Source organism: Ramlibacter lithotrophicus, assembly GCF_012184415.1.
Taxonomy (GTDB): domain Bacteria; phylum Pseudomonadota; class Gammaproteobacteria; order Burkholderiales; family Burkholderiaceae_C; genus Ramlibacter; species Ramlibacter lithotrophicus.
The window spans coordinates 304,352-316,627 of sequence record NZ_VTOX01000003.1 but is presented as its reverse complement, the minus strand read 5'-3'; the positions used below and the strand labels follow the sequence as shown (position 1 = coordinate 316,627).

Genomic DNA, 12,276 nt, shown 5'->3' with positions numbered 1-12,276 from the left:
GGGGTTTTTTCTTGGTGCACCGGAAAATGGTGTCCCCAGAAAGAACCCCAGATCAAGAGGAGAAGGAATGAACGACTGGACCGCCGGCTATGTCGCCGACATCGGCTACACGTACGGCTACTACACCGAGCTCAACCCCTTGCGCGTCAAGCTGGCCTTCCTGAACCAGGGTCTGCAGTGTCCGGAGATGGCTACCGCCTGCGAACTCGGTTTCGGGCAGGGACTTTCGGCCAACCTGCATGCCGCGGCGTCGGCCATCCGGTGGAGTGGCACCGACTTCAATCCGTCGCAGGCCGGCTATGCGCAGGAACTGGCGCAGGCGTCCGGCTCAGGGGCACAGCTCCATGACGAGGCCTTCGCCGAATTCGCGCAGCGACCGGACCTGCCCGGCTTCGACTACATCGGCGTGCACGGCATCTGGAGCTGGATCTCCGACGAGAACCGTGCCGTGATCGTGGACTTCGTCCGCCGCAAGCTCAAGGTCGGCGGCATCCTCTACATCAGCTACAACACCTTGCCCGGATGGGCCGCCTTCGCGCCGATGCGCCACCTCATGACGGAGCACGCCGAGGTGCTGGGCTCGGAAGGGCGTGGCATTGTCAGCCGCATCGATGGTGCCATGGATTTCGCGGAAAAGCTGCTGGCAACCAATCCTGCCTTTGCCCGTGCGAACCCGCTGGTGGCCGATCGCCTGAAGCACATGAAGGGACACAATCGCCACTACCTCGCGCACGAATACTTCAACCGCGACTGGCACCCCATGCACTTCGCCACCATGGCCGGGTGGCTCGAAGCGGCCAAGCTGCAGTACGCCTGCTCCGCGAACTACCTCGACCAGGTGGACGTCGTCAACCTCACTCCCGAGCAGCAGGTGTTCATCAAGGAAATTCCGGATCCGATGTTCCGCCAGACCGTGCGCGACTTCATGGTCAACCAGCAGTTCAGGAAGGACTACTGGGTCAAGGGCGCCAGGCGCCTCAGCGCGCTCGAACAGATGGAGGCGCTGCGGAACGTGCGGCTCATCCTGACCACGGCTCGCGTGGACGTCTCGCTCAAGGTGACTGGCGCCGTCGGCGAGGCGACCATGTCCGAGGCCATCTACAACCCGATTCTCGACGCGCTGGCCGATCACAGGATTCACTCCATCGGGCAACTCGAGCAGGCGTTGAAGGACAGGAACATCACGTTCGGCCTGATCGTCGAAGCCGTGCTGCTGCTCACTGGCGCCGGACACCTGCAGCTGGCACAGGACGATCAAGCTGCTTCCAAGGCCAGGAAGACCTGCGAGCGGCTGAACCAGTACCTCATGCTCAAGGCGCGCAGCAGCAACGACGTCTCGTATCTGGCCAGCCCGGTCACCGGCGGCGGGATTGCCGTGAACCGTTTCCAGCAGCTCTTCCTGCTGGCACGATCCCAGGGACAAAAGCAGCCGGCGGAGTGGGCGCAGTCCGCGTGGCAACTCCTTGCCGTGCAAGGCCAGACGCTGATCAAGGACGGCAAGGGCCTGCCGACGCCTGAGGAGAACCTGTCGGAGCTCACGGCGCAGGCGAAGACATTCGCGGAAGCGCAGCTGCCCATCCTCAAGTCATTGCAGATTGCCTGACCTGACGGGCGGCGCGATCAGCCGGTCGGCTGCCTGCTGAGCTCAAAGAACGAGCGCATCTGCCGCCCGTTTGTCGACTCGGCGAGCCTTCAGAACAGTTGTTCGCACTCAGACTGGAGTGAATTCGATTCCGTTCTGGAGCGCCCCGTAGAAGCCGATATTGGCCAGGTTGGAAGAGGTCTCGGCGGCAAGAACCGTGAGGGAGCCAACAGAGTACTGCCCCGATTCGAGCAGGGACACGAAGAACCCGAGATCGGCCGCGGAGGGGTGACTCCCGACGACATTCGTATAAAGCAGGTCGACCAACCCGGCATGACTGGTATTGCCTCGCAGAGCCAGCGTTGCAGCCAGCGCGGCGACTTCGGTGTACGAGCTGCCCGCGTCGACCAGGCCCAGCCCGATGCCCACGTAGCCCTTGTTGTGGACTGCGCCGGCACCGAACGTGGCCCCGAGTATCTTTGCCACCATTCCCGCTCCGGCGCCGATGTCCAGAGCGACCGAGGTCCCGGCGAACAGAAGGCGCTCGACTCCGACGAGGGTGTCTGCGCCTTCGGATCCTCCTGTCCCGCCACTGACCTGAACCTGCGTCACCGAAACCTGGACCGCATAGCTGGATCTCGAGCCGGCATAGATTGCCGTGTCGATTCCGGAACCGCCATCGAGAACATCGGTGCCAGGCCCGCCTTCCAGCCTGTCGTTGCCAGTGCCTCCCTTCAACGTGTCGTTGCCGCCGCCGCCGCGCAGGAAGTTCGCGGCGGCGTTGCCCAGGAGCATGTCGGAGGCGGGAGAGCCGATCGCGTCTTCGATGACGGCACCGAAGGCAATGGCAAGACTGTTGCTGCCATCGTTCAGCCTGAATCCGTTCTGCTCGACCCAGGAGACGAGATAAGCCGGGGCGCCTTCCAAGGGATCGCGCAGACCGATCGTGCTGTAGGTCCCCTCGACCAGCGAGATCAGGGATGGATCGGTCTGGTTCGAAACGTCGATGGTGTCGTGTCCGCCCGCATCCCAGATGGTTCTGTAGAAGTTGGGATTGACCTCGAAGCGATAAACGTCATCGCCGGCGGCGGTTGCCGTATTCGCACCGTACAGTGCCTGCAGCGCTGCGATGTCCAGCAGCATCGGGCCGCTCGGATTGAAGATGAGCTCGACGCCGGATGTCGCTCCCGACGAATAGAGGTAGTGCGGTTTGTCCGTCAGCCGCTGATCCACGACGGAAAGGAGACGGCTTCCGCTGAGGCCAAAGCTCTCGATGGTCGGCTTGTTCCCGCCGGCATAGGGGTGTGCGATTCCCAGCGTGTGGCCGATCTCGTGATAGGCGAGATACAGATTGGACCCGTCCGTCGGGAAGGCGCTGCTTTTCAGGAACACGTCGCCGGACGAGTTGCCCTTTACCGCAGGAGTCCCCGGGGTGTAGGCAAAGCCGGAGGGCGTCATCTCCGACGCCAGGAAGAAGGTCTGGTCCGCCTGGTCGGCACGCGAAACCTGCGTGAACGTCAAGCCGGCCACACTGGAATATGCGGAGAGAACCTGCTGAATTGCGCTCTTTTGCGCAACAGACCAGGCTTGGGCCGAGGCATTCGCATAGCCGTTTCCCGCTTCGTACGACGGGGGCGAGTCGCTGAAATGGTAGGTGAGGGAAACCGGACTGCCCAGGCTCGTCGCGTTGTTCCACCGCGGAGTGGTGTCGATGTTGCCCGTGTAGAGCAGCGACTTCACCGCGTCGTACGGCACCACCAAGGGGGTGACGGAGGAGATGTCGGTCATGCTTTCCGATCCTTTGTTTTTCTTCGTCGGCGCTGTGGGGTCAGCGTAAGCGCCTTCGCAGCCGCGCCAGCCTGACTGTCCGCAGCTGGTCACGGGTCGCTCTGACCTGTGTCATGTGCAGCTCCATTCGCGGTAGGGGTAAACACTGCGATTGCGGCGCCGCATCCGCGTCAGGCACGGATCGGTAGCGCTTGCCGGAAGGTCGGTAAATTCATATAGGAATAGAGTACACTCCCTTTCCTATATGAATACGACGCTGCGCATTCCCCTGAACGCCTCCCCGGAGCAGCACCAGCGCCTGGTGCAGCTGCAGGCGGCGTTTGCGCAGGTGTGCAACGCGCTGGCGCCCATCGTGCAGCAGAACCGGATGTGGCACCGGGTGACGCTGCATCACATGGCGTACAAGACCCTGCGCGAGCAGTTCCCGCAAATCGGCTCGCAGATGGTCTGCAACGCCATCTACTCGGTCTCGCGCACCGCGCGCCTGCTGTTCCAGGACCCGGCCAGCCCCTTCCACCTGGACCGCCTGCAGGGCCGCCCGCTGCCGCTGCTGAACTTCACCGACCACTGCCCGGTCTACTTCGACCGCCACACGCTCAGCGTGAAGGACGGATCGCTGTCGCTCTACACCCTGGACGGCCGGATGCGGTTCCTGCTTTCCCTGTCGCCGCAGGACGAGAAGAACTTCCGCGAGAAGAAGCTGCGCGAGATCGTCCTCTCGCGCAAGGCCGACAGCGCATTCCAGCTGATGTTCCTGTTCGGCGAGGCGCCCGACGAGGCCGCCAAACCCGAGGCGCTTGCCTTGCGCCAGCAGGGCATCCTTCCCGAATACGTGAAAGTGCAGACCGCCGCATGAACCCCCCTTTCCCCAAACCGACGCCAGAACTCAAGGACGCGCTGCTGGAGCTGCGGCCCCATTTCAAGCGCGCCTTCTGGTTCAGCATCGTCGGCAGCCTGCTGGTGCTGGCGCCCACCGGCTTCATGCTGGAGGTCTACGACCGCGTGGTCAACAGCCGCAGCCACGTCACGCTGGCGATGCTGCTGGTGCTGGTGCTGGGCGCCTACGTGGTGATGGAAGTACTGGAATGGTCGCGCGCGCAGATCCTGCACGCCGCCGGCGTGGAGCTCGACCGGCGCCTGGGCGACCGCGTGTTCGGCGCCATGTTCGCCGCCAACCTGCGGCGCCTGCCCGGCGGCACGACGCAGCCGATGAGCGATTTCCGCGTGCTGCGCGAGTTCCTCGGCTCGCAGGCCGTGCTGGCCGCGATGGAGGCGCCGGTGGCGCTGGTCTTCATGGTGCTGATCTTCGCCATCAGCCCGGTCCTGGGCTGGGTGGCGGTGGCCGGCGCGATCGTGCAGACCTTCGTGGGCTGGCTGAACGAACGGGCCACGCAGCCGCCGCTGGTGGAGGCCAATCGCAGCGCGTTCGGCGCGCAGCAATACGCGGACGGCACCTTGCGCAACGCCCAGGTGATCGAGGCCATGGGCATGCAGCGCGACATCCACAGCCGCTGGGCGGCCAAGCAGCGCGAATTCCTGGGGCTGCAGGCGATCGCTTCCGAGCGCGCCGGCGGCTTCCAGGCGCTGACCAAGTTCCTGCAGACGACCATGGGCTCGCTCCTGCTCGGTCTTGGCGCGTGGCTGCTGCTGTACGGCGAACTGCGCGGCGGCGCCGGCATGATGATCATCGCCTCCATCCTGGGTGGGCGCATGCTGGCGCCCCTGGTGCAGCTCGTGACCCAGTGGCGCAGCGTCATCACGGTTCGCGACTCGTGGAGCCGCCTCAGCCAGTTGCTGACGGCGGTGCCCGCCCCGCCCAAGGTCATGCCGCTGCCCGCGCCACGTGGCGTGGTGCAGGTGGAACAGGTCCTGGCCGCGGCGCCGGGCAACCAGGTGCCGATCCTCAAGGGCGTGGCCTTCGCGCTCAATCCGGGAGAGGTCGTGGCCGTGATCGGCCCTTCGGCCTCCGGCAAGACGACCTTGGCGCGCCTGCTGGTCGGGTTGTGGCCGTCGGCCGGCGGCAAGGTGCGCCTGGACGGCGTGGACGTCTTTGCCTGGGACAAGTCGGAGCTCGGCCCGCATGTCGGGTACCTGCCGCAGGACGTGGAACTGTTCGACGGCACCATCGCCGAGAACATCGCGCGCTTCGGTGACGTGGAACCTGCCAAGGTCGAAGCGGCGGCCCGGGCCGTGGGGCTGCACGAGGTGATCATGGCGCTTCCCCAGGGCTACGACAGTCCCGTCGGACGCGAGGGCGCCATCCTGTCCGGAGGACAGCGGCAGCGCGTCGGGCTGGCCCGCGCCTTGTACGGAAACCCGGTATTCGTCGTGCTCGACGAGCCCAACTCCAGCCTCGACGAGGCCGGCGAGGCGGCCCTGGCCGCCGCCATCGTGCAGATGAAGGCGCGCGGCACGAGCTTCGTGGTCATGACCCATCGCACCAGCATCCTGCCGGTGGTCGACAAGATGCTGGTGCTGCGCGACGGCCAGGTGCAGGCGTTCGGCCCGCGCGACGACGTGCTGGCCGCCTTGAACAAGGCCATCCAGGCGGCGCAGGCGCAGCAGCGCCCGCCGGCGGCGGGGCAGCAGGTGGTCGCGGCCACGTGAACCAGCGGATCCAGATCACCATGACCAAACCCTCCTTCTTCGGCCGCAGCGAACTCGCGGCGGCGCTGTGGGCCTTCCGCCGCGAATTCCTCGTCGTCGGCCTGTTCAGCATGGTCGCGAATCTGATGATGCTGGCGCCGACCATCTACATGCTGCAGGTCTTCGACCGCGTGATGGTCAGCCAGAGCGAGCTGACGCTGCTGGCCGTCTCGCTGATCACGCTGTTCCTGTTCGGCGTGATGGCCTTTTCGGAGTGGATGCGCTCGCGCGTGCTGGTGCGCGCCGGCGTGCGCTTCGACGACCACGTCAGCTCGCGCGTGTTCAACGCCAGTTTCGACTCCTATCTCAGCGAGGCGCGCGCCAGCCCGTCGCGGGCCTTCACGGACCTGATCACGCTGCGCCAGTTCATCACCGGGCAGGGCATCTTCGCGCTGTTCGACGTGCCGTGGGCGCCGATCTACATCGCCGTCACCTTCTTCCTGCACCCGATGCTGGGCTGGCTGGCGGTCCTGTTCGCCCTCGTGCAGGGCGCGCTGGCGTGGTTCGGCCATCGCCGGACCGTGGCGCCCGCCGAATCGGCCGCTCGCGCGGCGACGGACGTGCACGCCTATCTCCAGAGCAAGCTGCGCAACGCCGAGGTGATCGAGTCCATGGGCATGCTCGGCAACCTGCGCCGCCGCTGGCGCCGCTGGAACAATGCCGCCCTGGCCCAGAACGGCCTGGCGCATGACGTCAGCAGCCGGGTGGCGGCCTGGAGCAAGTTCGTGCGCTACACGCAGCAGTCGCTGTCGCTGGCCGCCGGCGGGCTGCTGGTGATCGACGGCCAGTTGACGGCCGGCGCGATGATCGCGGCCAACCTGTTGATGGCGCGCGCCCTGGCGCCGATCGACCAGCTGGTCATGGTGTGGCGCAGCTTCATCACGACGCGCGCGGCCTTCCACCGGCTCGAGGAACTGCTGGCCGCGTATCCCGAGCGCGACCCGAACCTCAGGCGGGTGCCGCCGCAGGGGGCGGTCGCCCTGCGCGAGGTGTTCGCTGTGGCGCCGGGGCGCGAGGCGCCGATCCTCAAAGGCATCACGTTCTCGGTCGATCCGGGCACGGCCACGGTCGTCCTGGGTCCTTCCGGCTCGGGCAAGTCCACGCTGGCGCGGGTCATGATGGGCATCTGGCCCGACGTCTCGGGCGAGGTGCTGCTGGACGGCATGCCGCTCGCCGGCTGGAACCGCATCGAGCTCGGACCGCACGTGGGTTACCTGCCGCAGGACATCGAGCTGTTCGAGGGCACCATCGGCGAGAACATCGCGCGCTTCGGCGAGCTCGATTCGGCCAAGGTGATCGAGGCCGCGAAGTGCGCCGGGCTGCACGAGATGATCCTGCGTTTTCCCAAGGGCTACGACACGCCCATCGGCGAAGCGGGCAACCTGCTCTCGGGTGGCCAGCGCCAGCGCATCGGGCTGGCCCGTGCCGTGTACGGCGATCCGGCCCTGCTCGTGCTCGACGAGCCCAACTCCAACCTGGACGACGCCGGCGAAGCCGCGCTCGTGCGGACCGTGCAGCAGCTCAAGGCGCGCGGCAAGACGGTGTTCCTGATCACCCACCGGCCCGGCGTGGTGGCCGTGGCCGACCGGATCATGGTGCTGCAGGACGGACAGTTGCGGCTCGACGGTCCCCGCGACGCCGTGCTGGCCACCCTGCGAGCCGCCGCCAGGCCGCCCGCCGCGCCCGCGGTCGGCGCGGCGCAACCGGCCTGATGGCGGCAGAGACCCCGAAACAATTCAACGAACGATTGACGCGATGAACAAATCCGAACTCCTGGAGCGTCCTTCTGCCTCCAGACCATTGACCGTCGTGCCGCCGTCCGAGCTGGCGCCGCAGCAGGATGTCACGGCCGTGGCCGATGCAAGCCGCCCATCCCGCATCGGCATCTGGGCCCTGCTGATCGGGCTGGGTGGCTTCCTGGTCTGGGCCGCGTTCGCGCCACTCGACGAAGGCGTGCCCAGCCAGGGCCTCGTGGCCATCGACACCAAGCGCAAGGCCGTGCAGCACCTGACCGGCGGCATCGTCAGGGAGGTGCTGGTGCGCGAGGGCGAGCAGGTCAAGGAAGGACAGTTGCTGATCAAGCTGGACGAAGCCGCGACCCGAGCCAACTACGAAGCGATCCGCCAGCGCTACCTGGGCCTGCGCGCCATGCAGGGGCGGCTGGTTGCCGAGCAGACCGGCGCTACCACGATCGCGTTCCATCCGGACCTGAAGAGCGCTGCCGGCGACCCGTTGATCCGCAGCCAGATGCTGACGCAGGAGCAGCTGTTCCGCTCGCGCAAGGCCGCGCTGCAGGCGGACCTGCAGTCGCTGCGCGAGAGCATCGAGGGGCAGGAGGGCCTGCTGACCGCCTACCAGGGCATGCTGTCGAACCGGCGCCTGCAGGTCGGCCTGCTGCAGGACGAGTTGAAGCAGACGCGGGACCTGGTGAAGGAGGGCTACGCGCCGCGCAACCGCCAGCTGGAGCTGGAACGGATGGTGTCCGAGGCGAACGGCTCGATCGCCGAACTCCTGGGCAACATCACGCGCGGCCAGCGGTCCATCGGCGAGCTGCGGCAGAAGATGATCGGGCGCCAGCAGGAATACCGCAAGGAGGTCGAGACCCAGCTGGCCGACGTCACCCGCGAAGTGCAGTCCGACGAAGGCAAGTTCCGGGCGCTCGCCGACGAGCTCACCCGGGTCGAGATCAAGTCGCCGGCCGCCGGGCAGGTGGTGGGCCTCACCGTGCAGACGGTCGGTGGCGTGATCCAGAGCGGCCAGAAACTGATGGACATCGTTCCCGAGAACGAGCTGCTGCTGGTCGAAACGAAGGTGGCCCCGAACCTGATCGACAAGGTGCACGCGGGGCTGCCGGTGGACATCCGCTTCAACTCGTTCGCGAATGCTCCGCAACTCGTCGTGGACGGCAAGGTGGTGTCCGTGTCCGGCGATCTGCTCACGGAGCAGCAGACCGGCGTGCAGTACTTCCTGTCCCGTGTCTCGGTCACCCCCGAGGGCTACAAGAAGCTCGGCAAGCGCCAGCTGCAGCCCGGGATGCCGGTGGAAGTGGTGTTCAAGACCGGTGAGCGCACGTTGCTGACCTACCTGCTGCATCCGCTGACCAAGCGGATGGCCGCTTCGATGAAGGAGGAGTGAACGCGATGCCGACGATGATCTCGCACCGCCAGCCGGCTGTTCGCCGGCCGCTCGCCGCCGTGGCGCTCGCAATCGCCGCGGCCGCGGCACCGCTGCCGGCCGCCGCGCAAGATGCCGCCGGCACCGGTTCCACGCCGCGGGGGGCCACGGCGCCGCTGTCGCTGAACCTGGCGCAGGCGTACCGCGCCGCGCTGGAGCAGGACGCCGTCATCGGCGCCGCCGAAGCCGCCGCGGCGGCGCGCCGCGAACGCCTGCCCCAGGCGCGCGCGCAGCTGCTGCCGAACGTCTCCGCGAATGCTTCGCGCTTTCGCAACGACCTCGAGAGCGTGCAGCCCGGACTGGCGGGACAGCCGGTCCGGTCCGAGCAGCAGTACACCAGCAGCAGCCGCGCACTCACGATCCGCCAGCCCTTGTACCGGCCGTTCAATTTCGCCGACTACCAGCAGGCGAAGGCGCAGGTCGAGGACGCCAACGCCACCCTCGACAAGGAGCTGCAGAACGTCGCGGTGCGCGTGTCGGGTGCCTACCTCGAGGGCCTGCTGGCGCAGGACCAGCTGGCACTGGTCCTGGCGCAGAAGGAGGCGTACACGACCCAGCTCGATGCGGCGCGCAAGCGCTTCGCCGCGGGCGCCGGCGTGCGCACCGACATCGACGAGGCGCAGGCACGGGTGGACATGACGGTCGCGCAGGAGCTCGAGGCGCGGCAGAACCTGGACTACACGAAACGCCAGTTGCAGGTGATGGTCAACGCGCCGATCGCCAGGCTGGCGCCGGTGGATCCCGACAAGCTGCGGGCCACCGCGCCCGACCCCGGCGCGCTGCTCCGGTGGACCGACCGGGCCGAGCAGGCCAGCCCCGAACTGCGCGCGCTGCGGGCGCAGCTGGAAGCCGCCCGCTTCGAGATCGAGAAGGCGCAGGCGGGCCACAAGCCCACACTGGATGCGATCGCGCAGTGGTCGATCAGCGACAGCGACAACGTGACGCGAGTCAATTCCCGCTACGACAACAAGTCGATCGGCATCCAGCTGAACGTGCCCCTGTATGCGGGCGGCTACGTCAATTCGCAGGTGCGGCAGGCGGTCGCCGAGCAGGAACGGGTCGGGCTGGCGCTGGAGGCCACGCGCCGCGACTTGGCGCTGCGCGTCGAGAAGGAATACCGCGGCCTGACCGAAGGCGCCTTGCGAATCCGCGCGCTCGAGCAGGCCGTGCGCTCGGCCGAGACCATGGTGCATTCCAATCGCCGCTCGTTCGAGGCCGGCAGCCGCACGCTGGTGGACGTGCTGAACGCGGAGGAACAGCGGGTCACCGCCTTGCGCGACCTTGCGAATGCGCGCTACTTGTACATGATCTCGCGCATCCGGCTGCGCGCCCTCGCCGGCGAGGCCGACGAGCAGGCGGTGCAGGAAATCAACGCCTGGCTGCAACCCTGAGCGGGAGCGCCGCGGCGTGTGCGCCGCGCCAGCGCGCCGCCGCTTTCAGACGTAGATGAGCCCCGTCTGGGCCAGGCCCACCAGGTCGATCTGGGCCGCGTTCTCGGCCGTTTCGGCGGCCATGACGCCCAGGCTCGCCTGGGTGAAGGTCCCGCCATACAGCTGCGCCAGGTAAGGTGCAGCCTGATCCGCCGTCGGCGCCGCTCCGGCGATGTTCGTGTACAGCAGGTCGACCACCTGCTCGTGGGTGCGTCCGGCGCCGAGGCGCAAGTCGAGCGCGAGCGTGAGCAGGTCGGCGTAGCTCATTCCGGCGTCCACCTTGGCCAGCGCGAGACCCGCAGAGCCCGGGTCGGCGCGGATGACAGGCGCATCGAACACGGCACCGAGGATTTTCGCCGCGAGACCGGCGTTGCCGCCGACGTCCAGCGCCAGCTTGCTGTCGGCAAAGGCGAGCCGCTCGACGTTCGACAAGGTGTCGCTCGCGCCGTTGCCCGTCACCTGCAGGCCGCCGCCCGTGGCCGCGCCCTGGTACCCGGCCCGGTTGCCGGTGTACTGCACGAGGTCGATCCCCGCGCCGCCATCGGCCACGTTGGAGCCCAGGCCCAGCACGAACACGTTGTTCGCGTGGTTGCCGGTGACGATGTCGCCATGCGCCGTGCCGACGAATTTCTCGACCACGGTGCTGAAGTCGATGGAGACGTTCTGCACGGCCTTCTGCCCGTTGGCCCTGACGCCGATCGAGCTGAAGGTGCCCGGCCGCATGTCGACGACGCGGTTGCCGGCCGAGCTCACGCCGGAGATGTCGATGGTGTCGAAGCCGGAGCCGTCGTCGACGATCTTCAGCACCCGGCCGGTCGCATCGGTGTAGCTGTAGACCGTGTCGCCGGCGTTGTAGTTGCGGCTGCCGTAGAGCGTCTTGAGCGCCAGCAGGTCGTACATGCCGAACCAGTCGCGCTGCTGGCCGCCCGCGGGCGCCGTGTACGACATCACGGTGTAGGTCTCGTTGTCCTCGGCCGTGCCCAGGTAGTTGCCGGGCAGCCCGGAACCGCCCGACCCGGCGTTGTAGTCGCCCGGATGCTTCAGTCCCAGCGCATGGCCGATCTCGTGCAGCAGCGTGCCGTAGCCCTCGCTGCCGGGCGCCAGGCTGGAGAGGTTCTGCGGCGTCCACAGGTCGAGCCACACGTCGCCCGAGCGGTCATCGGGCGTGCTGAACGGCAGCCACGAGTAGCCCGTTGACGTCTCCTGGTAGTTGTTGCCGAAGCGGATCTGGCCGTAGCTGAAGGTGCCGTCCCCGACCTCGACCATGTCCAGGCCGAACTCCTGCGAGAGCTGCCCCATGATCTGCCGCACGGCTGCTTTCTGCTCCGCGTTGAAGGGCTCGAAGCCACTGTCGCCGCTGCTGGCATCGACGTTGCCGCCGTAACTCGGCGCGGCGGCGGCGAAGCTGTAGGTGACCTGCACCGGGCTGCCCAGCGCACGACCGGCATTCCACTGGTAGCCGAGGGCACCCAGCCCGGTCTGGTTGGGATAGCCTTCCAGCAGCGCGTCGATGCGGTAGTCGCCGGTGTAGGGGAAGCTGTGCTGATACGTGCTGTAGCTTGCGTAAGCGTATGCGTCGCCGGCGTGCAGTCTGGAATGGTCGGAAAGGCGCGCTCCCTCGAGGGAAGCGCCCTCGGACACGAACAAGGTCATGGA

Annotated in this window: 8 protein-coding genes; 6 read left to right on the top strand and 2 right to left on the bottom strand. The window is 67.2% G+C overall.

Annotation, left to right across the window (positions count from 1 at the left end; genetic code table 11):
• The first annotated feature begins 67 nt into the window (after positions 1 to 67).
• Positions 68 to 1,603, top strand: a complete 1,536-nt coding sequence (locus tag RAMLITH_RS11380; protein ID WP_168107516.1) for a class I SAM-dependent methyltransferase — start codon at positions 68 to 70, stop codon at positions 1,601 to 1,603.
• 108 nt (positions 1,604 to 1,711) lie between these two features.
• Here RAMLITH_RS11380 and RAMLITH_RS26060 read toward each other — a convergent pair whose 3' ends face one another.
• The gene (locus RAMLITH_RS26060) at positions 1,712 to 3,370 is read right to left on the bottom strand and encodes a M10 family metallopeptidase C-terminal domain-containing protein (RefSeq protein WP_168107515.1); all 1,659 of its coding nucleotides are present in this window, start codon (positions 3,368 to 3,370) and stop codon (positions 1,712 to 1,714) included.
• 244 nt (positions 3,371 to 3,614) lie between these two features.
• Between RAMLITH_RS26060 and RAMLITH_RS11370 the strand changes: the two genes are divergently transcribed.
• The 5 genes from RAMLITH_RS11370 to RAMLITH_RS11350 are packed head-to-tail and all read left to right on the top strand — an operon-like array spanning position 3,615 to position 10,581.
• The gene (locus RAMLITH_RS11370; RefSeq protein WP_168107514.1) at positions 3,615 to 4,226 is read left to right on the top strand and encodes a hypothetical protein; all 612 of its coding nucleotides are present in this window, start codon (positions 3,615 to 3,617) and stop codon (positions 4,224 to 4,226) included.
• Positions 4,223 to 5,977 (top strand): type I secretion system permease/ATPase, encoded by a 1,755-nt coding sequence (locus RAMLITH_RS11365; RefSeq protein WP_168107513.1) that lies wholly within the window; start codon positions 4,223 to 4,225, stop codon positions 5,975 to 5,977. The genes RAMLITH_RS11370 and RAMLITH_RS11365 overlap by 4 nt, the downstream gene beginning before the upstream one ends.
• A 20-nt stretch (positions 5,978 to 5,997) precedes the next feature.
• Positions 5,998 to 7,728, top strand: coding sequence for a type I secretion system permease/ATPase (locus tag RAMLITH_RS11360; protein ID WP_168107741.1), 1,731 nt, complete (start codon positions 5,998 to 6,000; stop codon positions 7,726 to 7,728).
• A 43-nt stretch (positions 7,729 to 7,771) separates the two neighbouring features.
• On the top strand, positions 7,772 to 9,151 hold the full coding sequence (locus tag RAMLITH_RS11355) for an HlyD family type I secretion periplasmic adaptor subunit (protein WP_168107512.1): 1,380 nt from the start codon (positions 7,772 to 7,774) through the stop codon (positions 9,149 to 9,151).
• A gap of 5 nt (positions 9,152 to 9,156) precedes the next feature.
• Positions 9,157 to 10,581 (top strand): TolC family outer membrane protein, encoded by a 1,425-nt coding sequence (locus tag RAMLITH_RS11350; protein WP_238344135.1) that lies wholly within the window; start codon positions 9,157 to 9,159, stop codon positions 10,579 to 10,581.
• Between the two features lie 45 nt (positions 10,582 to 10,626).
• Here RAMLITH_RS11350 and RAMLITH_RS11345 read toward each other — a convergent pair whose 3' ends face one another.
• Complete coding sequence (locus RAMLITH_RS11345; RefSeq protein ID WP_168107511.1) at positions 10,627 to 12,273, bottom strand: M10 family metallopeptidase C-terminal domain-containing protein; 1,647 nt, start codon at positions 12,271 to 12,273, stop codon at positions 10,627 to 10,629.
• Positions 12,274 to 12,276: the final 3 nt, after the last annotated feature.

What these genes read in the sequence shown, in the direction of transcription:
- RAMLITH_RS11380 (WP_168107516.1), top strand. Translation starts at nt 68, where the DNA reads ATGAACGACTGGACCGCCGGCTATGTCGCCGACATCGGCTACACGTAC.
- RAMLITH_RS26060 (WP_168107515.1), bottom strand. Translation starts at nt 3,370, where the DNA reads ATGACCGACATCTCCTCCGTCACCCCCTTGGTGGTGCCGTACGACGCG.
- RAMLITH_RS11370 (WP_168107514.1), top strand. Translation starts at nt 3,615, where the DNA reads ATGAATACGACGCTGCGCATTCCCCTGAACGCCTCCCCGGAGCAGCAC.
- RAMLITH_RS11365 (WP_168107513.1), top strand. Translation starts at nt 4,223, where the DNA reads ATGAACCCCCCTTTCCCCAAACCGACGCCAGAACTCAAGGACGCGCTG.
- RAMLITH_RS11360 (WP_168107741.1), top strand. Translation starts at nt 5,998, where the DNA reads ATGACCAAACCCTCCTTCTTCGGCCGCAGCGAACTCGCGGCGGCGCTG.
- RAMLITH_RS11355 (WP_168107512.1), top strand. Translation starts at nt 7,772, where the DNA reads ATGAACAAATCCGAACTCCTGGAGCGTCCTTCTGCCTCCAGACCATTG.
- RAMLITH_RS11350 (WP_238344135.1), top strand. Translation starts at nt 9,157, where the DNA reads ATGCCGACGATGATCTCGCACCGCCAGCCGGCTGTTCGCCGGCCGCTC.
- RAMLITH_RS11345 (WP_168107511.1), bottom strand. Translation starts at nt 12,273, where the DNA reads ATGACCTTGTTCGTGTCCGAGGGCGCTTCCCTCGAGGGAGCGCGCCTT.